Raw genomic sequence first — 24,301 nt, 5'->3', positions numbered from 1 at the left:
CCTCGCAACGTCCGAAGAAGTGTGGCCCATAGCGCTCATTTCTTCGGACGTAACGAGCCTCAGTCGACGACTGCGCCGGCGGTGAGGTTGAGGGCGGTGGCTGTCATGGAGCGGGCTAGGTCGGAGGCGGCGAAGGTCGCCAGCGCGCCGACATCGGCGAGCGTTGCGGCCCGCTGGAGCATCGTGCGTGCGGCCGTGTCCTTGGCCAGGCTCTGTTTGGCCTTCTCGCCGTAGCTGTCCGGAATCGCCTCGGGGATGCCGCCGGTCTGCAGCGTGAGCACCCTGATGCCGTGTGGTCCCAGCTCGCAGGCGAGACTGCGACGGAGCGCTTCGACCGCGCCGAAGCCGACCTGGAACGCGCCGAGGTTCGCCGTCGGAGGGCCGTATCCGCCGAAGGTCAGGATGACACCCGAGCCGCGCTGGGTCATGTGCCGGGCGGCCGCGCGCGACGTGAGATAGAAGGTGCGGACCATCGTCGACACCGGCAGCTCGACGTCCGCGAGGGACATCTCGATCAGCGGCGTCCCGAAGAACTGCCGGTTGCCGATCAGGTTGAACGAGATGTCGATGCCGCCGGCCGCGGCCGCCACGGCGTTCGCGTGCTCGTCGACCGACCGCTCGTCGAGCGCGTCGACCACGCCAGTCTCCGCGGTCCCGCCCGCGGCGCGGATCTCGTCCGCGACCAGGTCGAGCTTCGTCGCCGTACGCCCGGCGAGATACACCGTCGCGCCTTCGGCTGCGAAGGCCTTGGCGACCGCGGTGCCGATCGGGCCGGCCGCGCCGTACACGATCGCGTTCTTTCCGGTGAGCATCATGAGTGGCTCTCCTTGGCCAGTTCGGTGACGAGGTCGTCGAGTTGTTGCATCGACGCCCGGATGCCGCGTTCCATGCCGCCGGCGACGTACAGGTCGCGGTCCTCGACGGCGAAGAACACGGTGTTCTGCCGCAGCGTGGTGATGCCGCCGGCCTCGTCGAAGGTGATCAGATTCAGATAGACGGTCCCGGGCTGCTGGTCGAACTCGTACGTCTGCACGATCCGCTCCGGCGTCGGCGTCCCGTGGTACAGCCCGTGGAAGACATACCCCTTGCCATCGGCGTCGTAGTGCGTCCAGCGCCACCTGCCGCCGTGCTGTGGATCCAGTTGGTTCACGATCAGCTCGAGACCGGCCGGGCCGAGCCAGCGCGCCACCAGGTCCGGCTCGGTGTACGCGCGGAACAGCAGCTCTCGCGGTGCTCTGAACTCTCTGGTGATGATGACCTGCGGTACGCCGGGCTTCGCGATCACCCGCATCTCGCTCATGACTCGTCCTTCAGTTCGTCGAGCAGTCTGTCCAGACGGTCGAAGCTCTCCGCCCAGTAGGCGCGGTAGTCCATCAGCCAGCCGACGGCCGCCCGCAGCGGTTCGGCCTCGAGATGGCTCAACCGGGCGGTCGCCCGCTGCGTGCGGCTGATCAGGCCGGCCTGCTCGAGCACCTTGAGGTGCTTGGAGACGGCCGGCTGCGACATCGTGAACGGCTTGGCGAGCTCGGCGACGGTCGCGTCACCGTCGCGGAGCTGCCGCAGGATCGCCCGCCGGGTCGGATCCGCCAGCGCCGCGAACACCCCGCTCAGTCGATCATAACCATCTGGTTGTAAAACCATGTGGTTAAGAATGCAGGCGGAGTCCTCCGGTTGTCAACCGGCAGGAGGGAACTCAGGGACCGTGGCGCGGAGTGCCGGCCGGGTCTTGGGGCCAGTTGTTCGGGTCGCACCACTTGGGATCCCAGCCCCGCTGGAGGCAGTACTGCCTTAAGATCTCTTCCCGCGTCGGCGGCGTGCTCGTGCGCGGCGGCTTGGGGGTCTTCTTCGCCGTGGTCGCGGTCTTGGTCGGCGTCGGGTCGGTCTGCTCCTCGGTGGGGCGCACGGTGGTCCGGGTCTTGGTCGGCTGGGTCGGCCGCTGCGTGGGCTTCTGGGTCGGCGTCACGGTCGCCTTCGGCACCGGTGGCGGCGTGGTGGGCTGCGGCACGACGGGCGACGGGCTCGCGGACGGTGTCGGCGTACTGTCGTCGACGACCTGGACAGCCTGCGGGTCACCGGAGTCGCCACCGAACAGGCCGAGCGCGGACACCGCCCAGATGTTGACTGCGAGGAAGAGGACCAGCGCGCCGGCTCCGGCGTACATCACCCGGCGGGACGGACCGCCGTACCGGCCGATCGGGCCGCGGACCGGTTTGCCCTTGCCGTCGACCCAGAACTGCCAGCCCTCGGGAGCCGGCGCCCAGGACGGATCGGGACGCCAGGTTTTCGGTGGGACCCAACTGCGGCGGGGCGGCGACGGCCAGGTCGGCGGGACCACGAACCGCTTCAAGAAACTCCCCCATCTCCGCCTCGGACCCTGGTCAGGCTAGTGGATCGACTGAACACCCAGGCCAACGACACAGGCCCCACGCAAGCTACTTACGGCTTCTCACCACCGGCGTGTCGCGCTGGCTTTTCGATCAACCCATGGATGGGACAGCCATCGAGTCAGGTCGGCCGTACCGGATGGCCGAGGGCTAGAGCACCTCGTCCAGCAGTCTGGTCAGGTCTTCGCCGAACGGGCGATCCGCTTCGATCGGAGGTACGACGGCATCGACCGCGCCCATGAGGTTGCGGAGGCCGGCCGGGATCGGGCGGTTCGACAGGGCGAACGCCTGCCGGACGGCCAGGAGTTCGCAGGCGGTCGTCTCGCGGGTGCGGCGGATCGCCTCGGCGAGGACGCCGACGGCCTCCCAGGAGAACGACTGGACGTCCTCCTGACCGTTCGAGGTCTCCGCCGTACTGATTGCCGTGGGCAACGTGAGGCGGCGGAGATAGTGGGTGGTGGCGACGGCTCGCTTGTGGACGGCGACGAGCCCGGCCTGCGGGCCGGGCTCGCGGGCCAGCTGGGCAGGCAGGCCGGTCACTCGCGGGTCGAACAAGCGGTGCAGCCGGGCGGTCGAGACCTCGGCGGCGTGGGCGAGTGAAGCGGTCAGGTGATCGCAGTGCGCGGCCAGGTCGATGCCGTGGAACCCGGCCGTCCCGACGAACTCACCGTCCAGGTACGCCGGTGAGTCCGTCACACCGTTGAACGCGCGCTCGACCGCCTCGTCCAAGGCCCGCAGGGTCCGCCGGACCTGCGCGATCACGTGACCCGCAACGCGAAACGACACAGGTGCTTGAAGGGCTTGCGGCTCGGGCTCGGCCCCGGCCAACTCGCGGATCCGGATGAATTCAGCGGCCAGGAGGTCGTCACCCCGGGCAGCCGCCGGCTGGTACGGCGCGCGGTTGGCGCCGACCACAGCGATCGCCCCGGCAGCAACCGCACTCAGGTTGTCGGCGAGACGGCGTACCCGCGTGGAGTGGAGAGCAGCTCGTCCGGTGGCCCCGGGGATCCCGGCGAGCAAGGCGATGCCCTCCTTCGGGCCGAGCTCGAACGAGTCCGGCCCGGTCACCAACGGAGCGAAGGCGTGGGCGAGGGGGATGATCTCGCCGGCTGAGCCTGCTCCTTCGACGGGGATCTTCGGCACCTGTCCGCTGTTGATGTAGTCGACCAACTGTCCGATGAGCTCGACCGAGACCCCCGCGTCGCCGGTGAGGAAGGTCTTCAGGCGGCCGATCAGGACGGCTCGGGCTTCGTCGGCCGGGAGCCAGGGCGGGCCGCCGACCGCGCGGCCGAGCAGCAGGTTGCGTTGGTGGATGCGCTGCTCGTGCTCGGACAGCCGGATCTTGCTGAGGTTGCCCATTCCGGTGTTGACGCCGTAGACGGCATCGCCGGTCGAGAGAGCCTGCAGGACGCTGGAGCGAATCGCGGCCAGGCGATCCAGGAGGGGCTGGGCGATGGTGATCGGCTCGGTGGAGGCCGGATCGAGGTCTGCGGGTTCGTTGATCATCAGTGGAAGCGCAGCATCGTGCCGACGTTCGCCGTCTCGGCCTTGCGCAGGATGAGGTGAGCGATCGCGACGTCGAGCAGTGACAGCCCGCGGTGCCAGAAAAGGTTGCGCTCGGCATCGTTCTCCCGGCCCGGCTTGCGGCCGGCCACGATCTCACCGAGCTCGGCGTACAAGGTCGCCGGCGACAGCCGCCCGGTGTCCACATGCCGCCGCAACGACCCGAACCGCCCCGACTGCGCCTCCCGCCAATCGTCGACGACCACCTTGTCCATCACGTCCAGCAGATCGAGCTCGACCGCGCTGATCGTCCCGTACGGCACGACGAACGCACCCGGCTTCACCGCCGCCGTCCGCACCAGCGGCTCCGGCTCGGTCAACCGCGTCGCCTCGACCAGTACGTCGGCCCCGTCGAACGCCTCCTCCGCCGTCGCCATCGCTCGCACCGGTGTGGACAACTCGACGGACAGTTCGGCCGCGAACTTCTCCCGGGACTCTGCCCGCTTCGAGGTCACCCGGATCTCGTCCAGGTCGAAGAGGTCGTCGAGCATCGTCACGTTCCAGCACGCCGTACCGCGAGCACCCGCGTGGGCGAGGATCTTGCTGTCCGGCCGGGCCAGGTAGCGGGCGCCGACCGTGGTCATCGCGCCGGTCCGGGCCGCGGTGATCATGGTCGCGTCCAGCACCGCGAGCGGTACGCCGGTGGTCGGGTCGAACAGGGTCGCCATCGCCAGCTCGCTCGGCAGGCCCTTCTGGTAGTTCGGGACGAAGTCGCCGACCACCTTGACCCCGCTGATGCCGTGCTCGCCGAGCCCGTCGAGGTGACCACGCAGGACGTTGAAATGGCCGATGCCGCCGTTGTGCGGCATCAGGTGCACCCGCGGTTCGAAGCTGGTTCGCCCGTCGCCGTGCTCACGCACCGCATCCTCGACCGCGTCCACGATCTCCAGCCGGGTCAGCCCCAGCGAGTCGATCTCCGGCCCACTCAGAAACCGCAACCAGATCCCGTCCGTCACCTTCACGACGGTACATACGGACAGGAGGTAGTCCACCTACCGGCCACAAGGTGGGACCGCCTGAGCGTGCCGAGGCGACATACGTAGAGATGTACGTCCTGTTCATCTGCACGCCGACGGCGCTGCTGCTTCTTCCTGCCACACCTTTCGAGGGGCAGCATGGCCGTGTGGACCTGACAGCTGTTCCAGTCACCAAGCCCGACGACCTCAATGTGATCATCGGGCAGTCTCACTTCATCAAGACCGTCGAGGATCTGCACGAGGCCCTGATCGGGGTCAGCCCGCACCTGCGCTTCGGGCTGGCGTTCTGCGAGGCGTCCGGGCTGCGGCTGATCCGCCACTCCGGCAACGATCCCGACCTCGTCGAACTCGCGGTCGAGAACGCGCAGGCCATCGCTGCCGGCCACTCGTTCATCGTGTTCCTACGCGAGGGTTATCCGGTCAACGTCCTCCCCGCCATGCGGCAGGTGCCGGAGATTTGCGGGATCTTCTGCGCTACCGCCAACGCGGTCGAAGTCCTGGTGGCCGAGACCGACCTCGGCCGCGGGATCATCGGTGTGATCGACGGGCAGCCGCCACTCGGCGTCGAGAGCGAGTCAGATCAGACCGACCGCAAGCTGCTGCTCCGGCAGATCGGCTACAAGCTGTAGGGACCCTGTCACGCACCCAGGAGGTGGATGACGGCCTTGGCGTAGGCCTGTTCGGCGTCGTCGGCGGTGTGGGTGGAGTCGGTGAGGTCTACCCGGAAGCCGCCGGGCACGGCCTCGAGGGTGTGGAAGTGGTTGCCGAGGAGGGCGCGGAGTTGCTCCTCGCGGGGGAGCCAGATGACCTCGCGCTGCTCGATGCTGTCCAGGGCCCACTCGGTGGTGCCGTTGAAGCCGATCACCTTGCTGCCCTGGTAGTCGTGCACCTCGACGGTCATGTCGCTCACCACGAACACGTCCTCGTCCATGTCCCGGTCCGGTACGACGAAACGATCCCCTGCCGCGGGCGCCCACAGCACCCCGGCCTTGCGCAGTCGCCCGGCCTGCTCGATCGTGATCACCCCTCCATCCTCCCCGCGCCGTTCAACCCCCGCAGGTCCGGGCGAGCCGCGGGGGTGGTGGTGCGGCCGCGCGCCTCAGTGACGGAGGGCGGCCCGGAGCTCCTCGGCGCGGTGGGCGATCCGGTCCCGGCAGTCGTCGGTCAGCGGCAGGTCGACGAGTGCGGACGCCTGCAGCTGACTCAGCCCGAGCCGCAAGCGCAGCCCGCTGACCGCGGCCTGCCGGTCGGCAGCGGCGGCCACAACCGCGGCGACCTCGTCCCGCCGCTCGAACGCGGCCAGGATGCCGTCGTAGATGTCCAACTGGGTGTGCGCCGAGCGATCCGGCTCCGGCACGATCGTCTCGCCTCCCGTCTCACCGCCACGAATCACCTGTCGCCACAAGGCGGGGACAGCGAGGCGCGCACGCGTGTAGCGCCGGGGCAGCGGTTGGGCGTATGTCATCGTCATCGTCAGCTCCCGTTGGGTGTCGGATCAGTCGGACTTCGCCACCGCGTGGGGTTCACGCGGTGGGCACTTCGTGCCGGGCGCGGTCAGCGCCTCGAAGTGCCAGGGTTCGTTGTCGTAGCGGCGGCAGACGCCGTACCGCCAGCCGTTCTTGTTCAGCCAGGTCATGGCGGCCGCCGGACCGACGTCCACGGCCTTGCCCAGCACGTGGGCGGAGTACTTCGGCGGCAGCACCCACCGGGTCGCCAGCTTGTACGAGCCGTACTTCTTGATCGCCTCGTTCAGCAGCCGCTGCTGCTTGGTCGCGCTCCGCCGGGCCGAGGTGATCCGGATCGTGACGCCGTCGGCCTTCGCGGCTGCCATCGCCCGCTTCAGTCGCGCCTTCAGCTTCGGCGACAACCCGTCGATGCTCTCCTCGGCCGACACCTTCGTCGTCCTGACCGGCTTCTTCGGCGGCTTCGGCGTCCTGGTCGTCTTCGGCGGAGTGGACGGTGAGTGGGTCGGAGTGTGCGTCGGCTTCGTCGCGGGCGGCGCGCCGACTGCCGGTGCGCTCACGCTCGACACCACCGGCTCCTTGTCCGCGGCCAGACCGAGCATGTCCCCCAGTTGCGCATGCCAGAGCAGCAGCGAACCGACCACCCCCACGGCGACCACACCACCGGTCACGGACAGCAACCGCGTCCGCACCGCGCCGGTTCGGCGCGGGCGCAGGTCGTTCCTCATGGGGTACAGCCTCTCGGATCGGGCGGGGTCGGCACATCGGTCCCAGGGACCGTCCTGACGTCCCATCCGTAGCCCCTGAGTATCAATTCGGACGCCGAGCCTCCTCCAAAAGTTGGAGAGCCTGCCCCTCCGGGCAGATGAAGCCTCGGCGAACGGCGGCTGACTACGCTGGGCGACGTGATGAGTATCTGGCGCCGGTTGGCGCAGCCGCAGCAGGATCTGCTGCTCGCTGCGCTCATCGGGCTGGTCTGGTTCGCGGCGCTGAACCTCATCAACGGCAGCGGCCTGCGGCCGCAGAATCCGGCCGTCTCGGTGGTGACCGGCGTCTTCCTGGTCGCCACGGTCGCCTTCGGCCGACGGATCCCGCGCACGATGCTGGTGATCGTCTCGGTGCTCTACCCCTTCCTGTACGCCGCGGTCGGCACCGGCCTGGCCGCCCAGGTCGGGATCACGGTCTTCGGCCAGCCCGAGATCAGCGACGCCGCGCTGCAGTCCGAGATCCACCTGGTCCCGCTCCTCGTCGTCGGGTATCTGGCGGCATCGAGCGGCGTACGGCGCTTCACCTGTCTGTTCTTCACCATGGGCAGCCTGGCCGCGCTGATGATCGGCCTGCCGACCGTGGTCGCGATCGTCCTCAGCCACGCGAACCGCGCGATCCTGTACGGCGATCGGTACCAGAAGCTGCCCAGGGATCTGTCGAGCCTCTACAGCTACATCGACGTGTCGCTGTTCGTGTTCGCCGAGGCGCTGATCTGCGGCATGGTGCTGCTCGGTGCGGACGCCCGGCGGCGGCGGAAGTCGGTCGCCTTGCTGGAGCAGCGGAACGCCGAACTGGTCCGGCTACGCGCGGTCGAGGCCGAGCGGGCCGCCGTCGCGGAACGCACCCGGATCGCCCGCGACCTGCACGACGTCATCTCCCACCACGTCAGCGCGGTGGTGATCCGGGCCCAGGCCGCCGACCGGGTGGCCGACCAGCGGCCCGAGGTGCTGCGGGAGGCGATCCGCTGGATCATTGCCAGCGGCAAGGAAGCGCTGACCGCGATGCGGGAGACGGTCCGGGTCCTCAACACCGCCTCGCCGGGCGTCGACGGAGCGTCGCCGGGCTCCGGCGGCGGGACCACGCCGGTCCCGGACCTGTCCGACGTCGCGCGGATGGGCGACCGGCTGAAGGCCGTCGGCATCGACGTGAGCATGAACCTGCCGTCGCGGCAGCGGCAGCTGACCTCGGCCACCGATCTGACCGCGGTCCGGATCATCCAGGAGGCGCTGACCAACGTGATGGTCCACGCCAAGGCGACCGCCGCCCGGGTCACCTGGCAGAGTGGGCCGGAGGGCGAGCTGCTGACCATCGACGACAACGGCAGCGGCGGCCCGCCGCCGGTGAACGTGCTGGAGACCGCCCGGCGCAGCGAGAGCGGCCGCGGCAACGGACTGATCGGGATGCGGGAACGGGCGACGGCGGTCGGCGGCACACTGGCCGTCGCGGCCGGCCCCTTGGGTGGATGGAGGGTGCAGGCATGGCTGCCGCCGCAGAACTGAACGAGCCGGAGTCCGGGCAGATCCGGATCCTGGTCGCCGACGACCAGGGCGTGATCCGGATGGGTCTGGCGATGATCCTCGACCACGAACCGGACCTGACCACGGTCGCCCAGGCCGGGGACGGCGAGGAGGCGCTCCGGCTGATCGAGCAGTACGACCCGGACGTGGTCCTGATGGACATCCGGATGCCGGTGATGGACGGGCTGGTCGCGACCGAGCGGATCACGTCCGCCAACAAGGCGGCCGGCCGTTCGCGTCCCGCCGTACTGGTGCTGACGACGTTCGACGACGAGGCGTACGTCCTGAGCGCGGTCCGGGCCGGGGCGTCCGGGTTCCTGCTCAAGGACACTGATCCGGACCTGCTGGTGTCAGCGGTACGCGCGGTGTACCGGGGCGACTCGCTGGTCGACCCGGCGTCGACGCGGGTGCTGCTGGAGCGGTGCATGGAGCTCGAGCGCCAGGTCGGCGGTACGGCGGAACCCGTGCCGGCGCAACCGGATCCGCGGTGGGTCGGGCTGCTGGGACATCTGAGCGAGCGGGAGCGGGAGATCCTGGTCTGGATGGCCCGCGGCCTGTCGAACCGGGACCTGGCCACCAAGCTGTTCGTCAGCGAGACGACGGTGAAGACCCACGTCAGCAGCGTGCTGTCGAAGCTGGGCCTGTCCAGCCGGGTGCAGGCGGTCGTGGTCGCCTACGAGGCCGGCGTGGTCCGCCCGGGCGAGGCCGACGTCCGCTGGGACTCCTAGTGTCCGCTTACGGGACACTAGGAGAACAGATACACAGCCAGGCCCACGACGGCGAGCACAATCACGATGGTCAGGGCTTGGCTGAGGATCGACGCCTGCCGGCGCCGCGGGAGGAAGTCTCCGGTCATACCTTCAAGAGTGCTTCGCGAACCGCCGCCGCCCATCGGCCATCAGAATGGTTCTGTCCTACTACCAGGGGATGAGATGGTTGCCCTGGGCCCAGACTTACGACTCGCCGAAGTACTCGCGCCGGACCTTCTTCGGGACGCACATCGCCCAGGCGTCCAGGATCAGCTCGCGGAGTTCGTCGAACTCGAGCGCGGCCAGCCGCACCTCGATCCACCGGAACCGTTCGTCCGAGGGCCGCGGTGGCAGGAACTTGTCCGGCTCGGCGGCCAACGCCGCGGCTCGCTCCTCCCGCGGGAACCCGATCCCGATCGTCTTCTCGTCCGGTGCGACCGCCAGGTACACGATCTGCCCGACGCGGAACTTGATCCGGTCGCGCACCAGCGCCTCGTAGCTACGCGGCAGGTCCGCCGTGACTGCCCTGATGTCCGTGAGATCGACCACGATCCAACGATAGACCGCTATCACTGACACCTGTTGTCAGTGATTCCGGTTGTACCTTGGTCGGATGCCTGCTGTGCTGAGTGCGGTCGAAGGGGCCGAGGTGGTGTTCCGCCTCGGCGACCCTTCGCATGCCTTTACCAGCGTCCGGCTCTGGCAGGAGCTGGGACTCGCGGCCGAACTACTCGAGTTCAAGCCGGTCGACTACGGGTGGGAGCTGCGCCTGCCGCGGCCGTCCGTGCACCGGATGGAGTACCTGTTCGACATCGCCGACCTCGGGATGCGGACCGATCCGACCAACTCACGGCTTGTCGGCGGCGCCTTCGGCGAGCACTCCTGGCTGCCGCTCCCCGGGTACGCCGAGCCCGCCTGGATCACGGCTGAGTCGATCGCGTCGACGCTGACCCCGCTCACCGTGGAGTCCCCGCTCGGGCCGGTCGACGCGCAGGTCTGGGCACCGGAAGGCATCGCGCCGACCTTCGAGCTCCCCCTCCTGCTCGCCCACGACGGTCCCGAGTTCGCCGCGTACGCCGGTCTGACCCACTACGCCGGCGCGATGGTCGCCTCTGGAAGGCTGTCGCCTTTCCGGCTCGTCCTGATGCACCCCACCGCCCGCAATCTCTGGTACGCCGCCAACCCGCAGTACGCCGAGGCCCTGACGCAGCACGTGCTCCCTGCCGTCCAGGCGCAGTACCGGAGCCGGAAGCCGGTGATGATGGGCGCGAGCCTGGGAGCGCTCGCGGCGCTGCACGCGGAATGGCACTATCCCGGCACCTTCGACGGGCTGTTCCTGCAGTCCGGATCGTTCTTCACACCGGAGACGGACCCGCAGGAGTCGAAGTTCGAGTTCTACGCCCGGGTCACCGGTTTCGTGAAGCAGGTGCTGACGGCAACCACGGCGCCGAGTACGCCGCTGGTCGGGATGACCGCCGGGACAACCGAGGAGAACGTGCACAACAACCGGGTGATGGCGGCGAAGCTGGCCGATCTCGGGCTCACCGTGGCGTTCGGCGAAACGCCGGACATGCACAACTTCACAGCCTGGCGTGATGTGCTGGATCCTGATCTCACGGATCTACTGCGACAGACCTGGGGTGGGGCTGATGGAGCGGGAGCAGGTCGAGTTGGAGGCACCGGGGCTTGACCGCCGCGGGACGGTGATCCGCTACGGGCATTTCGGCCGCCCGGTGCTGGTCTTCCCGAGCGAACAGGGCCGGGCCTGGGACTACGAGAACAACGGCATGGTCGACGCGGTCGCGGACCTGATCGAGGCCGGCCGGGTGAAGCTGTACTGCGTGGACTCCTTCGACCACGTCAGCTGGTCGGACCGGAGCATCCAGCTCGAGGACCGCGCCCGCCGGCACGGGCTGTACGAGTCGTGGATCGTCGATCGGGTGGTCCCGACGATCGGCTCGGACTCCCCGGGCGTGAGTGACATCATCACCACCGGCTGTAGCCTCGGCGCCTTCCACGCGCTCAACTTCGCGTTCAAGCGGGCGGATCTGTTCCCGATCGCGATCTGCCAGTCCGGCAACTACGACGCGGCCAGCTGGTACGCGTGGGGTGAGCGCGGCGAGGCGACGTACTTCAACAACCCGGCCGACTACCTGCCCAACCTCGAGGGCGACCACCTGCAATGGCTGCGCGAGCGGATCTTCATCGTGCTCACGGTCGGTCAGGGCGACTGGGAGACCAACCCCACCGGCTCGCTGCCGTCGGCTCGCGCGACCGCCGCCGTACTGGAGGCGAAGGGCATCCCCCACGACTTCGATCTCTGGGGGTACGACGTGGCGCACGACTGGCCCTGGTGGCGCCGGCAGATCGCCCATCACCTGCCGCGGTTCTGCTAGGAGAAGGAGATTCGCCATGAGCGACTGGAACACGAAGACCGTCGAGGAGTTCCGGGCGAACGAGGGCAGGGTCGGCGGGAACTTCGAGGGCGCTCCGATGACCCTGCTGCATACCCGCGGTCGCACGAGCGGCCGGGAGTATGTCACCCCGACGATGTACCTCCCGGACGAGACCGAGCCGGACACGATCTACGTCTTCGCCACCAAGCGCGGGGCACCGACCAACCCGGACTGGTACCGCAACCTGACGGCCGCCGGCGACGGCACCGTCGAACGCGGAACCGAGACCTACCAGGTGAGCGTCCGCGAGTTGACCGGCGCCGAGCGGGACCGCATCTACGCCGAACAAGCGCGACGCTATCCAGGATTCGCCGAGTACGAACGCCGGACTGCCGGGGTCCGCACCATTCCCGTGCTCGAGCTCAAGCGGGCGTAGCGCGTCGCTGGGGCCGGTGCGGTCGACGGGCGGGCGGAACGTCCCTACCCTCGAAGCACGCCGACGTACGGAGGATGACTGTGGCTGATCGCTCGCGGCATTTGATCGGGTTGTTGCTTGGAGCCGAGGAGGACTGGCCGCAGGCGTTCGAGGCGCTGCTGCAGCGGGTCGGGCCGGTCAGTCTCGACGGGCACGAGCACGAGTTCGGGTCCCGGCGGCTGACCATCGAGCCGTTCGACCTGAACGACCCGGTCCGGGTCGGGCTGGTGATCGACCGGCTCGCGTACTGGTACTACCACCCGCGCGAGTGGCTGAAGAAGGCCGCGCTGATGAACGGCACGTACCTGCTGAACTCGCCGTTCACGTTCCAGTCGATGGAGAAGCACTCGGCGTACTGCGCGATGCTCCGGCTCGGGCTGAAGATCCCGCGGACCGTGCTGGTGCCGTACAAGAACCCGCTCGACAACGTCCGCTGGGCCTACACGTCGGCGAAGTACAACAAGTCGTTCGACCTGGACGCGATCGCCGCCGACCTCGGGTACCCGCTGTACATGAAGCCGTTCGACGGCGGCGGCTGGCGGGGCGTGTCCCGGATCAACAACCAGGACGACCTGCACACGGCGTACGACGAGTCCGGCGAGATGCTGATGCACCTGCAGGCGACCGTCGAGTACGACAAGTTCGCCCGGGCGCTGTCGATCGGCGCCGAGACGATGGTGATGGACTTCCGCCCGGATGAGCCGATGCACAACCGGTACGCCGTCTCGCACGACTTCCTCAGCCCGTCCGCCGGGCACCAGGCGGTGGCGATCAGCCGGATCGTGAACGCGTTCTTCGGCTGGGAGTTCAACTCCTGCGAGATGCTGGTCAAGGGTGACGACGTCTACCCGATCGACTACGCCAACGCCTGCCCGGATGTCGCGGTGACCTCGCTGCACTACTACTTCCCGTGGGCGATCAGCGCGCTGGTGAAGTGGTCGGTCTTCTCACTCGCGACCGGCCGGCGCAGCAGGATCGACCTGCACACCGGGCGGTACTTCGCGATCGCGGACGACGAGTCGCTCGACTACGACGCCAAGCTCGACGCCTATCTGGCCCTCGCCGACGAGCACTTCGAGACCGCGAAGTACCACGAGTGGTGCGCCGAGCACCTGCCCGACTTCGACGCCCGCGTCCGCGAGTGGGTCGCCGGCGCCGACTTCGACCGCCTGCTCCGGAAGACCGTCGCAGGCACCTATCCCGTCCACGAGCAGGAGGAGTTCCTGTCCCATTTCAAGGGGCTCACCAACCTGTGGCTGTCCGATCAGGCCTCGGGGAGCCGCGAGACCTGATAGTGCGCGATCAGCCAGGAGTCACCCACCTGGCGCAGGATCACGCTCAGGTAGAGCGGCAACGTCGGCCGGTCGGTGAACGAGAAGTCGACCGCGGCGTACCCGAGGATCAGGTCGTCGGCCAGCCGCCGGTGCTCGACGATCCGGTACGACGCGCTCATCCCGAGCGGCTGTGAGTCGTAGTACTCGGCCACGTCGTCCGGGCCTACGCCGTACGGGTGCAGGCCCTGGAAGATCGCGTCGTCGGTGAAGGTCGACGCCACCCGCTTCGGCTCGTGGGCGTCGACGCCGGTCTTCCACTCGTCGAGGACGGTGTGCAGGATGTCGAGTTCGGTCATGAGAGTTCTCCTGAGTCGGGTTGGGGGCGAACGAGGGAAGCGGCCGTCAGTGACCGGCCAACTGGCCGCCGTCCACGTGCAGGATCTCGCCGGTCACGAAGGCGGCGCCCTCCAGGTAGATGACGGCGTCGACGATGTCGTCGATCTCACCGAGCCGGCCGACCGGGTGCAGAGCGGCCAGGAACTCATGCGTCTCGGCCGGGTGCATCGGCGTACGGACGACACCGGGGGCAACGGCGTTGACCCGGATGCCCCGGGAGGCGTACTCGGTGGCGAGCGACTTCGTGACTGCATTCAGCCCGCCCTTGGTCAGCGATGCCAACGCGGACGGCACGGTGCTGAGGGCGTGATCGGCCAGGGTGGTCGTGATGTTGACGATGTGACCGCCGCCCTGCTCCAGCATCGCCTCGGCGGCGCTTTGGCTGAGCTCGAAGAACCCACGCAGGTTGACCCCGAGGACCAGGTCGTAGTCGGCGGCCGTGTACTCGGTGAACGGCTTGGCGAGGAAGACGCCGGCGTTGTTGACCAGCGTGTCGATCCGGCCGAACTCGTGCAGCCCGGCCTCGATGATTCGCGCGCCCAGGCCGGGCTCGGCGACATCGCCCGGCACGGTCAGCACCAGCGGGTCGTCGGACGGTGCGATCGTGCGGGAGTTGGCGACGACGGCATAGCCGAGCTTGCGGTACGCCGCGACGAGGGCCGCGCCGATGCCCTGGGACGCACCGGTCACGACGGCGACTTTCTGGGAACTCATGGTTCTCACTTTCTCGAAGGTTTGTACTTCGATAGTTGTCGAACCATGTGAGGTTTTCCACGACCGGTTTTCTCTCAGCTGGGAGGCCCGGCCTACTACGATCAGTGGGTGGAACTGCGGCAGTTGCGGTACTTCGTGGCCGTGGCGGAGGAGCTGAACTTCGGTCGCGCCGCCGCCCGGCTGCACATCGCCGGGCCATCGCTCTCGCAGCAGATCAAATCGCTGGAGCGCGACCTCGGTGTCCGGTTGTTCGAGCGCGACCGCCGTACTGTGACCCTGACGGCCATCGGTGAGACGCTGCTCCCGCAGACGCGCGCCATGCTCGAGCAGGCCGACGCGTTGCGTCGTACGGCGGCCGGCTTCGCGGCGAGTGAGCCGGTGCGGCTCGGATACGTCAGTTGGCGTCCGGCCGATCTGGCCGAGCGCACCTCTGGGGTCGCGCAGCTGCGGGTCGATGCGTGGGTGATGCCCTCGCACACACAGGCGGGCCGGGTCGCCGATGGCAGCATCGACCTGGCCATCTGCTGGGTCCGAGCCACCGATCTGGCCGAGCAGGATCTCGACGGCCGGCTGATCGGCGCGGACCGGTTGTCCGCCGTGTCGTTGGGTCCGGACGAGTCCGCCGTACGCGCGAAGGACACAGCGGTCCTGCTGGACACCGACACCGCGACGTGGGCGTCGTGGAACATCTACGCGGTGGAGTTCGCCCGGGCGACCGGCGCCGAGCTGGTCCGGATCGACGATCACGGGATCACCGGGCCGGCGTTCTTCGATCACGTACGGCGTCTGCGCCGACCGGTCGTGAGTTCGCCCAAGCGAGACGCGACGCCGCTGCCCCGGGATATGGTCCGTCGGCCGGTGGCCGATCCGGTGCCGGTCTGGACTTGGGCGCTCGTGTCCCGCCGCGACGAGCCGCGGGCCGCCGTACGAGCCGCTCTGTCGGCGCTGACCGACGACGTGGCGATCGACCTGACCGAGCCAGGCATCTGGCTCCCCGCCGACGACCCGTTCCGTCAGCGCTGACCTAGAATCGCCATCCGTGGGAAGGGTCCGCACACTCGCTCAGGTGTATCGGCACTTTGGTGAGGTCGACGCCGCCGGCACATCGCCGCTGTACGAGCGCGTCGCCCTGGCCCTGAGCGAGTCCGAGGAGGCACTGCGCGCCATCGAGGCGGCGCCGGCGCGCAAGCGGCACCCCACGGTGATACTCGCCGCACTGCACGACCTCGCCCTCGCCGGACGCGCCCCGGCGCTCAGCGCGGCCTACGCCGCCGCGGACAGCGACGCTGCCGCCGGCGCGGCGATCGACACATTGCTGCGCATGACCGACTCGGTCGTGGCCATCGCCGTACGCCGGAAGCCGTGGACCAATGAGACCGGGCGCGGCGCCGTGCTGTACCCGGCCATCGCCGAGGCGGCGCGACGGGTCGGCGCGAACGCGGTCGGGCTGATCGATGTGGGCTGTTCGGCTGGGTTCAATCTCACCGTCGATCGGGTTGGCATCGCGTACAGCAACGGACAATCGCTGGGCGATCCGTCTTCTCCCGTGCAGCTGTCGGCTTCGATCGTGCGCGACCGGCCAGTTCCGGCGCGCAAGCTGCCAGAGGTCGTCGCCCGCGTCGGCGTCGACCTCGATCCGGTCGACGTGACCGACGCGGAGGAGTCCCGATGGTTGCGCGCCTGCGTGTGGCCAGATCAGGCAGAGCGCCTCGCAAGACTCGAGGTGGAGTTGGCGTTGGCGGCGAGTGCGCCTCCGCTGCTGATGCGAGGTGACGCCGTCGAGGTGCTGCCTGACGCCTTCGCAAGCGTGCCCGCGGACGCCCTGCCTGTCGTCACCACGACGTGGACGCTGTCGAAATTCTCGCTCGAGAGCCGTCTGCGCTTCCTGCACCGCCTCGACGAAGCGGCCACCAACCGGCCGGTGGCGTGGGTGTCCGTGGAGGGGGTCGGCGTCGCGCCGGCGATCCCAACCTTCGGCGACCGCCCCGCCTCCGGCCACAGCATCCTCGGCCTGGCCGTCTTCGACCACTCAACCCTCCACGCCGAGTCCCTGGGCCGCTCCTGGTCCCAGGGCCGCCTACTCTCCTGGCTCGCAGACTCCTGACTTTCTCGACCTGGTCAGCCGAGCAGCAGCCGCAGCCCGGCGGCCAGGGCGATGCCCGCGGCGACCGCCGGCAACAGCGGAAGTCTCAGGACAGAAAGGATGCCGGCGGCACCGACTCCGGCGAGTTGTGTCCAGTCCAGTCGCTTGCCGCCGAGTTCTGTCACGATGAGACCCGCCAGCAGCACGGGAGCTATCAGACCTACCACCCGGATCGCCGCCGGCGGCAGCCTGCGTTCGCCGATCGACAGCGGGCCACCGGCCTTCATGAGCCAGTTGACGACGGTCACGGCCAGGGCGGCCAGCCAGAGCCTCACGACGCCTCCTCAGTGAGCTTGGCCGGCTCGGAGGCGTGCTCCGGAATCAGGCCGATCAGTGCGGCGGCCGTGGCGCCGAGCAGGGCGTAGCCCGGATCGGTCACCAGCAACAAGGCCGCGGCGATACCGGCACCCAGCAGCGACGCGGCGAACGCTCGACGAGACCGCCTCAGTTCGTCCAGCGCGAGCACCAGGAAGAACGCCGGGAACACGACGTCCAGCCCGAGCCGGTGCATCAGCTCAGACGACGGAGCGGTCAGTGCGCCGACCGCGGTCCCGAGCACCCAGGCGATCCATTGCGGCAGGCTGACGCCGATCAAGCGGGACACGTCGTACCGTCCATCGTCGCGGTGAGCGAGGACGAACGAGGCGTCCACGAGGGCCTGGGCTTGGAGGGCCCGGGACAGCCGGCTGCCGTGCAGGCTGTCGTTCAGGGCGACGCTCATGACGAGATAGCGCCCGTTGATCAGGGCAGCCGAGGCGATGGCGGCCGCCACAGTCCCTCCGGACAATGCCGTCAGCAACGTGAACTGGGCGGATCCGGAGAATGCCAGCGCCGAGAACAGGACAGGCAGCCCGAGTCCCCAGCCCCGAGCCTCGGCTTCGGCGCCGAAGCTGAGCGCCAGGACGAACCCCGCACCGGCCGGCCCGAGGCCGAGCCGGACTCCAGCGGCGAAGGCGGTCCGGTCGATCGCGATCATGCCGGCGCTCCGGAGTGACGCTGGTAATGCCTGCGCGCCCGGGCCCGATTGCCGCAGTCCGCCGAACTGCACCACCGCCGCGAACCGTTCTTGCTGCGGTCCAGGAACAACCAGCCGCAATCGTTGTCGGCGCACTGCCGCAACCGGTGCAGGTCCTCCTCCTCGAAGAACCGCCAGACGGCCAACCGCACCTGCCCGGCGACGGTCCCGGCGCGCCAGGTCAACGGCCGTGCGCTGACCAGGGTGGCGTTGCGTACGGCGTCCTCGGCCACCTCCCGCAGTACGGCGAGATCGGCGGCGCGAGGCTCGTCGCCGGCCGTAAGGGGACGCAGGACGGCATAAGCAGTCTCACGGCATCGCACCAGCGCGCGGCGCAGGTCACCTGGATCTTCCCCGGCCGGATCATGGCCCGTGGCCGTCAACCACCTCCGGAGGCCGACCGGATCCGCGATCCGGTCGATCCGGCGCCGATCGTCCAACCGCCATGCCACGGTGTTGACCAGATCGAGCGCGAGATGTCCGCCGATCAACTCTGGCCGATACTCCATGGCTCCGCCTCTCCTTTCTAACGCCCAAAGTCCACTATGGGTCGTTAGGTGATCTTCGCGCAACCGCACCGCGCGTCTAGGCTGGGCCAGTGCGCGACGAGGACGTTCCGGGCTGGTGGCGGCGGTTGGGACTGGACGGGCTGGTGGATGTGCATGTGCACTTCCTGCCGGACCAGGTGATGAACGCGGTCTGGGCGTACTTCGACCAGGCCGAGGAACATTATGGGACCGCGTGGCCGATCAACTACCGCACGTCGGTCGAGGAGCGGCTGAAAACCCTTCAGACGTTGGGGATTCGCGCGTTCCCGGCGCTGGTGTATCCGCACAAGCCCGACATGGCCGCGTGGCTCAACACCTGGGCGCGGGACTTCGCCGCGTCGACGCCCGGCTGTGTGCCCAGCGGGACGTTCTACCCGGAGCCGGGCGCGGCTGCGTACGTGCGCGAGGCTTTGGAGCTGGGCACCCGGATCTTCAAGGTCCACCTCCAGGTGGGTGACTACGATCCGCGGACCGACGAGCTCGATGACGTGTGGGGTCAGCTGGCGGAGGCCGGCGTGCCAGTGGTGGTGCACTGCGGCTCCGGCCCGATCCGCGGCCGGCACACGGGCCCGGGCCCCTTCGGCGACGTACTACGCAAGCACCCTCAGCTGACCGCAGTCATCGCCCACCTGGGCATGCCCGAATACGCCGAGCACCTGGCCCTCACGTCGTACCCCAACGTCCACCTGGACACGACGATGGCGTTGACTCCCTTCACCGAAGCCCTGATGCCCTTCCCCCGCGACCTGATCCCGCGCCTCGCCGACCTCCAGGACCGCATCGTCCTGGGCTCCGACTTCCCCAACATCCCCTACCCGTACGCCGTCCAACTCTCCGCTCTGGAATCCCTCGACCTAGGCGATGCCTGGCTACGCGCAGTCTGCCGGGACAACGGCGCGAGCCTCCTAGGCCTGTGACACGATCATCACGAGCGAGCCTTCGAAGTGGGTGTCAGCCGAAAGTTCTGGTCATCTCAAGGCTCGGCGGGTGCGGGTGAGGACGTAGGCGGTCGGGGTGGCACCGTTGTACTTGAGCAGGCGTTGGCGGATGACCTTGAGCGCCTTCTGACGGTCGATCGACTCGCGCAGCAGGCGTTTGTCCTCGGTGAGGAGGACGGCTCTTCCATCGATCGCCAGTACCCGATCGATCTCGGACAGGACGGCCGGGTAGAGCATCCGGTTGGCGCGGTGGCTGCCCACCTGTTTGCCGAACGGAAGGTTCGTGACGATCCGATCCACGCTGCCGGGCGGCAGTGGGAGGGCTTCCGCCTTGCCCTGGGTCAGGTGGGCCGAACGTCCGGTGTTGCGCTTGGCGATCGCGATCGCCCTCGGGTCGTGATCGGCGCCGACAATCCAGCCAGTCGGCTCACGACGGCGTACGGCGAGGAGGATCGTGCCCGTCCCACAGAACGGATCGAGGACTCGGTGATCCTTCTGGACTTTCGCCAACCGGACAAGGACTTCGGCGACGAGCGGAGTGGTTGACCACGGCAACCGTTCCAGCCGCCCGAACCGTCGCATCCAGGACAGCGGCCCGACCTGGGCGACCCAGCCATCGGCCGTCCGCGTGAGGTTGACGTCCCAGTCACCGGGCCGATTCACCCAGCCGAGACTCTGCTCGACGGCGACGATCAGCTCGCGCCGATCCTCGTGATGATCAACGCCGACCCGGAAACCGATCCGCGGGCCGAGGGTCGCGAGTACGCCGTACTCCGCCGATTGCTCGAGTCCTCGCAACAAGCCGTTTGTGCTGGCCGGCAAGACGATTGCGGCGGTCGAGTAGAGCGGACAGGCCGTGAGCTCGTCGAGGCTCCCGGCCACCGCACACTCCACGGTGATGGCAGACGTCTGACGGATCGAGTGAAGAGAAGGTAGTGATCGAAGGTCCTGCAGGAGCAGGTCTACCGCCCCGTCCAGCGTGCGCAGGACGAGGCGATCGGAGGTTCCGGACACGATGATCCTCTGAAGGTCGCGATCGACAGATGGCCGAGATCGCGGCGCACGCGAAGCACGCCAGGCTCATCACCCGGCGTCTTGCGCGCACCTTCAGAAACGCATCATCGCGAAGACCTTAACCGATCGATCCGCCACCGATCACCTTGTTTTCCGGTAGAATTCGTTGGTGAGCGACGACGTACGCATTCATACGGTCGAGCAGTTGCTCGACACCATCGACGCGGTCGTGGCGACGAGCGCCCGCGGTGATCGATCCCAGGCATCGGCCGCTGAGTTCTGGACCGAGCTGTTGAGCAGGCCGGGTCACCCATTGGCCACGCAACTGCCGGACGAGCCGTTGGTCGACTGGCATGAGCGCGGCCTGCTCGACCTGGCCGGCGCCCGCGTACTCGACATCGGCTGCGGATCCGGTCGGAACAGCAGGTGGTTCGCCGAGCAGGGCGCGACGGTCGAGGGCATCGACCTGGCCGCGCCGTTGCTGGACAGCGTCCGGCCGACGATGCCCGCCTCAGTGAATCTCACGGCGTCGGACATCTTGCGCGACCCGCTGCCGGCCGGGCAGTTCGATCTCGTCTACGACTCCGGGTGCTTCCACCACCTGGCCCCGCACCGGCGGATCACGTACCTCGCACGGGTGGTGCCGGCCGTGCGCGACGGAGGACGCTTCGGGATCGTCACGTTCGCCGCCGGCCGCGTGCAGACCCCCACCGATCTCGAGGTCGTGACGACCGGCGACACCGGCGGCGGCATGGCCTTCTCGCTCGAAGACCTGCGAACCATCTTCGCGCCCCTCGATCCCCTCGAAGTCCGACCTGTCCACTCCGACCGCGAAGGCACCTTCGGAGCCGACTTCCTCAACGCCGCCCTGTTCAGCACGACCACGTAGCTCCACCACGTGGTTGAGCGCGCGGCGGCGCGTGGAAAGCAAGGGTGGGTCGGGCGAGCGGTGGCGAGCGGAGCCGGGTGCGAGGGGGCGACAGCAGTTGGTGCGCGAGGCGTTGCCGGGGTTTTTCCAACGTTGTACTGTGCTTGTCGACCGCTGCACTTCAGCTTCCCGGGAGTACGAATGAGCCAGCCTCGTGCCGAGTATCCGCGTCCGCAGTTCGTTCGGGCGGAGTGGGTGAATCTGAACGGTGAGTGGCAGTTCGAGGTCGACCGGTCCGACTCCGGGCTGGAGCGCGGGGTGCGCGAGCGCGACCTGGCACAGCGGATCACCGTCCCGTTCGCGCCGGAGACGCAGCTGTCAGGGATCGAGAACGTCGACTTCCTCGAAGCCGTTTGGTACCGGACGACCGTGACGATCCCGGCCGAGTGGTCCGGCAAGGACGCCGTACTCCACTTCCAAGCGGTCGACCACGACGCGACCGTGTGGGTGAACGGCGTCGAGGTGGTCCGGCACCGCGGCGGCTTCACGCCGTTCAGCGCCAACCTGAGCAAGGTCGCCCAGCCGGGCGAGGAGGCCACGATCGTGGTCCGCGCCCGCGACACCCACAAGGGCCCGCAGGCGCGTGGCAAGCAAAGTCAGCTCTACTTCAACCACAGCTGCCTCTACACCCGGACCACCGGCATCTGGCAGACCGTCTGGCTCGAGGCCGTCCCGGCCGTGCACCTGGGCCGCCCCCGGATCACCCCGGACGTGGCCGGCTCCAGCTTCCACCTCGAAGTACCGGTGTCGGCGAACAAGCCGGACTGGAAGATCCGCGCGACGCTGAAGGACAGCGACGGCGAGGTCACGCGGGCGGAGGTCCGCGCCGACCTCGACCTCGCGCCCCGGCTCACGCTGCAGATCCCGGCCGACCGGGTCCGCCACTGGGACACGACCGACCCGCATCTGTACGACGTTCTCCTCGAGCTGATCGATGCCAACGGCAACGTTGTGGACACCGCGGACAGCTACGCCGGACTGCGCTCGGTGTCGATCAACGGCAAGGCGATCCTGATCAACGGCAGGCACGTGTTCCAGCGGCTCGTACTGGACCAGGGGTACTGGCCGGAGAGCCTGATGACGGCGCCGTCCGACGAGGCGCTGGTCCGCGACATCGAGTTGAGCATCGCGGCCGGGTTCAACGGCGCGCGACTGCACCAGAAGGTGTTCGAGGAGCGGTTCCTGTACCACGCGGACCGGCTCGGGTACCTGGTCTGGGGCGAGTTCGGCGACTGGGGCTCGGGAGTCGGTGACACAGGCAACGACAATCAGCAGCCGACGGCATCGTACGTCGCGCAGTGGCTGGAAGCGGTCGAGCGCGACTACAGCCACCCGTCGATCATCGGGTGGTGCCCGCTGAACGAGACACACCAACTTCTGCATGACCGGATCACCCAGCTGGACGACGTCACCCGCGCGATGTTCCTCGCCACGAAGGCCGCCGACACGACCCGGCCGGTGCTGGACGCGTCCGGCTACTCGCACCGCGTGCCGGAAACCGATGTGTGGGACTCGCACAACTACGAGCAGGACCCGACCGAGTTCGCGAAGCAGATGGCCGACCTGGTCGACGACAAGCCGTACGGGAACGTCGGCGGGCACGACGGGCGACCGATCTCCCAGCCGTACGCCGGCCAGCCGTACTTCTGCAGCGAGTTCGGCGGCATCTGGTGGAACGCGGAGGCGGCGGCTGCGGGCAAGAGCGGGCGCAGCGAGGACTCCTGGGGCTACGGACAGCGGGTCGCGGACGAGGAGGAGTTCTACACCCGCTTCGCCGGCCTGGTCGACGCGTTGCTCGACAACCCGCTGATGTTCGGCTACTGCTACACGCAGCTGACCGATGTGTTCCAGGAAGAGAACGGCATCTACCGCTTCGACCGCAGCAGCAAGCTCGACGTACCGCGGATCCAGAAGATCCAGGTCCGCCAGGCCGCCTACGAGAGAGACTGAAGTCCGAGGCTGCCGACCGCGACCAGGACCCAGAGGATCGCTCCGAGCAGGAGCGGCCTGAGTCCTGCGTCGCGCAGTTCCTTCGGCCGGAGTGACAGGCCGATCGCGACCAGCGCGGACGTGATCAGGAAGGTGCCGATCAGGCTCAGCGTCGGCAACCAGGTCTCGGGTACGGCGCCTGCACTTCGGAGACCCGCGGCCGCGATGAAGCCGATCAGGAACAGCGGGACCAGCTTGCGCCAGGGCAGCTTCGTCTTGGCGCCGGCCACCCGGGACTCGCGGCGCGACTTGAGGAAGACCAGCACCAAAACGATTGGCACCAGCGTCAACGAGCGCGTCAGCTTGACGACGAGGGCCTGGTCGCCGGCGCTCTGGCTGTAGGCGTACCCGGCCGCGACCACGGATGATGTGTCGTTGATCGCCGTACCGGCCCACAATCCGAAGGCTTCCGGACTGAGCCCGAACAGGTGGCCGAGCGGCGGGAACGTGAGTACGGCGACCGCGTTGAAGGTGAAGATCGTCGCGAGTGCGTAGGCGACGGACGAGCGTTTCGCTCCGATCGCGGCTGTTGCCGCCGCGATCGCGGATCCACCGCAGATCGCCGTACCGACTCCGATCAACGTCTGCGTATCACCGCGGACGCCGAGCAGCCGGCCGAAGAGCCAGGCGCCGCCGAGCGCGATCGCCAGCGTGCCGAGCATCACCGGCAGCGATGAAGCGCCGACGCGAGCCACCTGCTGAAGAGACAGGCCCGTGCCGAGGATGACGATCGACAGTTGGAGCAGGTTCCTCGAGGCGAAGTCGTAGCCCGGCCGGCACCGCTCGGCACGCAGCGCCGGGATCAGCAAGCCGCCCAGCACCCCGAGCACGATCCCGAACACGGGCCCGCCGACGACCGGAACGAGTCGACCGAGCGGGAGCGCGATCGCGGCGAGGGCCAGCACGACGAGCAGACCGAGGGCGCGCTGGGTCACTCCGGACCAGACAGCGTGCAGGCGCGGGTGGTGAAGAGCAGCGACCGGGGTGACGGGTGGCCTAACCTCGACCTGCACCATCGAGCCGGCTCCTTTCGCAGAAATGTACGCACAT

Annotated in this window: 29 protein-coding genes; 12 read left to right on the top strand and 17 right to left on the bottom strand. The window is 68.6% G+C overall.

Annotated features, from left to right (window positions below; genetic code table 11):
- Window positions 1-59: 59 nt before the first annotated feature.
- From OG558_RS15980 to OG558_RS15955, 6 genes are all read right to left on the bottom strand, one after another.
- Window positions 60-815, bottom strand: coding sequence for an SDR family NAD(P)-dependent oxidoreductase (locus OG558_RS15980; RefSeq protein WP_405070970.1), 756 nt, complete (start codon window positions 813-815; stop codon window positions 60-62).
- Window positions 812-1,300, bottom strand: a complete 489-nt coding sequence (locus tag OG558_RS15975) for an SRPBCC domain-containing protein (protein WP_405070969.1) — start codon at window positions 1,298-1,300, stop codon at window positions 812-814. The genes OG558_RS15980 and OG558_RS15975 overlap by 4 nt, the downstream gene beginning before the upstream one ends.
- Window positions 1,297-1,602, bottom strand: coding sequence for an ArsR/SmtB family transcription factor (locus tag OG558_RS15970; protein WP_405070968.1), 306 nt, complete (start codon window positions 1,600-1,602; stop codon window positions 1,297-1,299). The genes OG558_RS15975 and OG558_RS15970 overlap by 4 nt, the downstream gene beginning before the upstream one ends.
- A 91-nt stretch (window positions 1,603-1,693) precedes the next feature.
- The gene (locus tag OG558_RS15965; protein WP_405070967.1) at window positions 1,694-2,347 is read right to left on the bottom strand and encodes a hypothetical protein; all 654 of its coding nucleotides are present in this window, start codon (window positions 2,345-2,347) and stop codon (window positions 1,694-1,696) included.
- Window positions 2,348-2,534: 187 nt separating this feature from the next.
- A complete protein-coding gene (locus OG558_RS15960) occupies window positions 2,535-3,890 on the bottom strand; it encodes an aromatic amino acid lyase (protein WP_405070966.1) in 1,356 nt (451 codons plus the stop codon).
- Window positions 3,890-4,903, bottom strand: coding sequence for an ornithine cyclodeaminase family protein (locus OG558_RS15955; RefSeq protein ID WP_405070965.1), 1,014 nt, complete (start codon window positions 4,901-4,903; stop codon window positions 3,890-3,892). Before OG558_RS15955 ends, OG558_RS15960 begins: the two co-directional genes overlap by 1 nt.
- Window positions 4,904-5,070: 167 nt before the next feature.
- On the opposite strand from OG558_RS15955, the gene OG558_RS15950 reads away from it, so the two are divergent.
- Entirely contained in the window at window positions 5,071-5,553 is a 483-nt protein-coding gene (locus OG558_RS15950; protein WP_405070964.1) for an adenosine-specific kinase, read from the top strand.
- A gap of 8 nt (window positions 5,554-5,561) precedes the next feature.
- On the opposite strand, the gene OG558_RS15945 is transcribed toward OG558_RS15950, so the two are convergent.
- The 3 genes from OG558_RS15945 to OG558_RS15935 all read right to left on the bottom strand — a co-directional run bounded on the left by OG558_RS15945 (window position 5,562) and on the right by OG558_RS15935 (window position 7,115).
- Window positions 5,562-5,948, bottom strand: a complete 387-nt coding sequence (locus OG558_RS15945; protein ID WP_405070963.1) for a pilus assembly protein CpaE — start codon at window positions 5,946-5,948, stop codon at window positions 5,562-5,564.
- A 75-nt stretch (window positions 5,949-6,023) separates the two neighbouring features.
- Complete coding sequence (locus tag OG558_RS15940) at window positions 6,024-6,395, bottom strand: hypothetical protein (protein WP_329483958.1); 372 nt, start codon at window positions 6,393-6,395, stop codon at window positions 6,024-6,026.
- 24 nt (window positions 6,396-6,419) lie between these two features.
- Window positions 6,420-7,115 (bottom strand): D-alanyl-D-alanine carboxypeptidase family protein, encoded by a 696-nt coding sequence (locus tag OG558_RS15935; protein ID WP_405070962.1) that lies wholly within the window; start codon window positions 7,113-7,115, stop codon window positions 6,420-6,422.
- A 180-nt stretch (window positions 7,116-7,295) separates the two neighbouring features.
- On the opposite strand from OG558_RS15935, the gene OG558_RS15930 reads away from it, so the two are divergent.
- Both OG558_RS15930 and OG558_RS15925 read left to right on the top strand, forming a co-directional pair.
- Window positions 7,296-8,654, top strand: a complete 1,359-nt coding sequence (locus OG558_RS15930; RefSeq protein ID WP_405072174.1) for a sensor histidine kinase — start codon at window positions 7,296-7,298, stop codon at window positions 8,652-8,654.
- On the top strand, window positions 8,633-9,400 hold the full coding sequence (locus OG558_RS15925) for a response regulator transcription factor (protein ID WP_329483956.1): 768 nt from the start codon (window positions 8,633-8,635) through the stop codon (window positions 9,398-9,400). Before OG558_RS15930 ends, OG558_RS15925 begins: the two co-directional genes overlap by 22 nt.
- 225 nt (window positions 9,401-9,625) lie before the next feature.
- Here OG558_RS15925 and OG558_RS15920 read toward each other — a convergent pair whose 3' ends face one another.
- Entirely contained in the window at window positions 9,626-9,970 is a 345-nt protein-coding gene (locus tag OG558_RS15920; RefSeq protein WP_405070961.1) for an MmcQ/YjbR family DNA-binding protein, read from the bottom strand.
- 64 nt (window positions 9,971-10,034) lie between these two features.
- Between OG558_RS15920 and OG558_RS15915 the strand changes: the two genes are divergently transcribed.
- From OG558_RS15915 to OG558_RS15900, 4 genes are all read left to right on the top strand, one after another.
- The gene (locus OG558_RS15915) at window positions 10,035-11,111 is read left to right on the top strand and encodes an alpha/beta hydrolase (RefSeq protein WP_405070960.1); all 1,077 of its coding nucleotides are present in this window, start codon (window positions 10,035-10,037) and stop codon (window positions 11,109-11,111) included.
- On the top strand, window positions 11,071-11,817 hold the full coding sequence (locus OG558_RS15910) for an esterase family protein (RefSeq protein ID WP_405070959.1): 747 nt from the start codon (window positions 11,071-11,073) through the stop codon (window positions 11,815-11,817). The genes OG558_RS15915 and OG558_RS15910 overlap by 41 nt, the downstream gene beginning before the upstream one ends.
- A gap of 16 nt (window positions 11,818-11,833) precedes the next feature.
- Entirely contained in the window at window positions 11,834-12,253 is a 420-nt protein-coding gene (locus OG558_RS15905; protein WP_405070958.1) for a nitroreductase family deazaflavin-dependent oxidoreductase, read from the top strand.
- 80 nt (window positions 12,254-12,333) lie between these two features.
- The gene (locus tag OG558_RS15900; RefSeq protein ID WP_405070957.1) at window positions 12,334-13,584 is read left to right on the top strand and encodes a RimK family alpha-L-glutamate ligase; all 1,251 of its coding nucleotides are present in this window, start codon (window positions 12,334-12,336) and stop codon (window positions 13,582-13,584) included.
- Here OG558_RS15900 and OG558_RS15895 read toward each other — a convergent pair.
- Window positions 13,557-13,922 carry a YybH family protein gene (locus tag OG558_RS15895; RefSeq protein WP_405070956.1) on the bottom strand — a complete coding sequence of 122 codons (366 nt, stop codon included), beginning with the start codon at window positions 13,920-13,922 and terminating at the stop codon, window positions 13,557-13,559. The two genes, OG558_RS15900 and OG558_RS15895, sit on opposite strands and share 28 nt — an antisense overlap.
- A 46-nt stretch (window positions 13,923-13,968) precedes the next feature.
- The gene (locus OG558_RS15890) at window positions 13,969-14,676 is read right to left on the bottom strand and encodes an SDR family NAD(P)-dependent oxidoreductase (RefSeq protein WP_405070955.1); all 708 of its coding nucleotides are present in this window, start codon (window positions 14,674-14,676) and stop codon (window positions 13,969-13,971) included.
- Window positions 14,677-14,784: 108 nt separating this feature from the next.
- Here OG558_RS15890 and OG558_RS15885 point away from each other — a divergent pair, with 108 nt between their 5' ends.
- Together OG558_RS15885 and OG558_RS15880 are read left to right on the top strand one after the other, a co-directional pair.
- Entirely contained in the window at window positions 14,785-15,699 is a 915-nt protein-coding gene (locus tag OG558_RS15885) for a LysR family transcriptional regulator (protein ID WP_405070954.1), read from the top strand.
- Between the two features lie 43 nt (window positions 15,700-15,742).
- Window positions 15,743-16,780 (top strand): DUF2332 domain-containing protein, encoded by a 1,038-nt coding sequence (locus tag OG558_RS15880; protein ID WP_405070953.1) that lies wholly within the window; start codon window positions 15,743-15,745, stop codon window positions 16,778-16,780.
- Window positions 16,781-16,794: 14 nt separating this feature from the next.
- Here the strand turns inward: OG558_RS15880 and OG558_RS15875 are convergent, their stop codons facing one another.
- The 3 genes from OG558_RS15875 to OG558_RS15865 are packed head-to-tail and all read right to left on the bottom strand — an operon-like array spanning window position 16,795 to window position 18,343.
- Window positions 16,795-17,094 (bottom strand): AzlD domain-containing protein, encoded by a 300-nt coding sequence (locus OG558_RS15875; RefSeq protein ID WP_329483946.1) that lies wholly within the window; start codon window positions 17,092-17,094, stop codon window positions 16,795-16,797.
- Window positions 17,091-17,795 carry an AzlC family ABC transporter permease gene (locus OG558_RS15870; protein WP_329483945.1) on the bottom strand — a complete coding sequence of 235 codons (705 nt, stop codon included), beginning with the start codon at window positions 17,793-17,795 and terminating at the stop codon, window positions 17,091-17,093. The genes OG558_RS15875 and OG558_RS15870 overlap by 4 nt, the downstream gene beginning before the upstream one ends.
- Window positions 17,792-18,343 carry a CGNR zinc finger domain-containing protein gene (locus OG558_RS15865; RefSeq protein ID WP_405070952.1) on the bottom strand — a complete coding sequence of 184 codons (552 nt, stop codon included), beginning with the start codon at window positions 18,341-18,343 and terminating at the stop codon, window positions 17,792-17,794. The genes OG558_RS15870 and OG558_RS15865 overlap by 4 nt, the downstream gene beginning before the upstream one ends.
- Window positions 18,344-18,432: 89 nt before the next feature.
- Between OG558_RS15865 and OG558_RS15860 the strand changes: the two genes are divergently transcribed.
- Entirely contained in the window at window positions 18,433-19,299 is an 867-nt protein-coding gene (locus tag OG558_RS15860; RefSeq protein ID WP_405070951.1) for an amidohydrolase family protein, read from the top strand.
- A 51-nt stretch (window positions 19,300-19,350) separates the two neighbouring features.
- Here the strand turns inward: OG558_RS15860 and OG558_RS15855 are convergent, their stop codons facing one another.
- Window positions 19,351-20,334: a TRM11 family SAM-dependent methyltransferase gene (locus OG558_RS15855; RefSeq protein WP_405070950.1), complete on the bottom strand. Its 984-nt coding sequence runs from the start codon at window positions 20,332-20,334 to the stop codon at window positions 19,351-19,353.
- Between the two features lie 169 nt (window positions 20,335-20,503).
- Here OG558_RS15855 and OG558_RS15850 point away from each other — a divergent pair, with 169 nt between their 5' ends.
- Both OG558_RS15850 and OG558_RS15845 read left to right on the top strand, forming a co-directional pair.
- Window positions 20,504-21,223: a class I SAM-dependent methyltransferase gene (locus tag OG558_RS15850; RefSeq protein ID WP_405070949.1), complete on the top strand. Its 720-nt coding sequence runs from the start codon at window positions 20,504-20,506 to the stop codon at window positions 21,221-21,223.
- 180 nt (window positions 21,224-21,403) lie between these two features.
- Complete coding sequence (locus tag OG558_RS15845; protein WP_405070948.1) at window positions 21,404-23,212, top strand: glycoside hydrolase family 2 protein; 1,809 nt, start codon at window positions 21,404-21,406, stop codon at window positions 23,210-23,212.
- On the opposite strand, the gene OG558_RS15840 is transcribed toward OG558_RS15845, so the two are convergent.
- Window positions 23,197-24,267: a YeiH family protein gene (locus OG558_RS15840; RefSeq protein WP_405070947.1), complete on the bottom strand. Its 1,071-nt coding sequence runs from the start codon at window positions 24,265-24,267 to the stop codon at window positions 23,197-23,199. The two genes, OG558_RS15845 and OG558_RS15840, sit on opposite strands and share 16 nt — an antisense overlap.
- Between the last annotated feature and the right edge of the window lie 34 nt (window positions 24,268-24,301).

The organism is Kribbella sp. NBC_01510 (assembly GCF_045040325.1).
Lineage (GTDB): Bacteria > Actinomycetota > Actinomycetes > Propionibacteriales > Kribbellaceae > Kribbella.
The sequence above is the reverse complement of the archived record's forward strand: the minus strand, read 5'-3'. Positions and strand labels throughout refer to the sequence as shown.

Coding starts and splice junctions, on each gene's coding strand:
- OG558_RS15915 (WP_405070960.1), top strand. CDS start 10,035: ATGCCTGCTGTGCTGAGTGCGGTCGAAGGGGCCGAGGTGGTGTTCCGC.
- OG558_RS15975 (WP_405070969.1), bottom strand. CDS start 1,300: ATGAGCGAGATGCGGGTGATCGCGAAGCCCGGCGTACCGCAGGTCATC.
- OG558_RS15960 (WP_405070966.1), bottom strand. CDS start 3,890: ATGATCAACGAACCCGCAGACCTCGATCCGGCCTCCACCGAGCCGATC.
- OG558_RS15910 (WP_405070959.1), top strand. CDS start 11,071: ATGGAGCGGGAGCAGGTCGAGTTGGAGGCACCGGGGCTTGACCGCCGC.
- OG558_RS15940 (WP_329483958.1), bottom strand. CDS start 6,395: ATGACGATGACATACGCCCAACCGCTGCCCCGGCGCTACACGCGTGCG.
- OG558_RS15895 (WP_405070956.1), bottom strand. CDS start 13,922: ATGACCGAACTCGACATCCTGCACACCGTCCTCGACGAGTGGAAGACC.
- OG558_RS15840 (WP_405070947.1), bottom strand. CDS start 24,267: ATGGTGCAGGTCGAGGTTAGGCCACCCGTCACCCCGGTCGCTGCTCTT.
- OG558_RS15925 (WP_329483956.1), top strand. CDS start 8,633: ATGGCTGCCGCCGCAGAACTGAACGAGCCGGAGTCCGGGCAGATCCGG.
- OG558_RS15865 (WP_405070952.1), bottom strand. CDS start 18,343: ATGGAGTATCGGCCAGAGTTGATCGGCGGACATCTCGCGCTCGATCTG.
- OG558_RS15905 (WP_405070958.1), top strand. CDS start 11,834: ATGAGCGACTGGAACACGAAGACCGTCGAGGAGTTCCGGGCGAACGAG.
- OG558_RS15890 (WP_405070955.1), bottom strand. CDS start 14,676: ATGAGTTCCCAGAAAGTCGCCGTCGTGACCGGTGCGTCCCAGGGCATC.
- OG558_RS15935 (WP_405070962.1), bottom strand. CDS start 7,115: ATGAGGAACGACCTGCGCCCGCGCCGAACCGGCGCGGTGCGGACGCGG.
- OG558_RS15845 (WP_405070948.1), top strand. CDS start 21,404: ATGAGCCAGCCTCGTGCCGAGTATCCGCGTCCGCAGTTCGTTCGGGCG.
- OG558_RS15980 (WP_405070970.1), bottom strand. CDS start 815: ATGATGCTCACCGGAAAGAACGCGATCGTGTACGGCGCGGCCGGCCCG.
- OG558_RS15930 (WP_405072174.1), top strand. CDS start 7,296: ATGAGTATCTGGCGCCGGTTGGCGCAGCCGCAGCAGGATCTGCTGCTC.
- OG558_RS15870 (WP_329483945.1), bottom strand. CDS start 17,795: ATGATCGCGATCGACCGGACCGCCTTCGCCGCTGGAGTCCGGCTCGGC.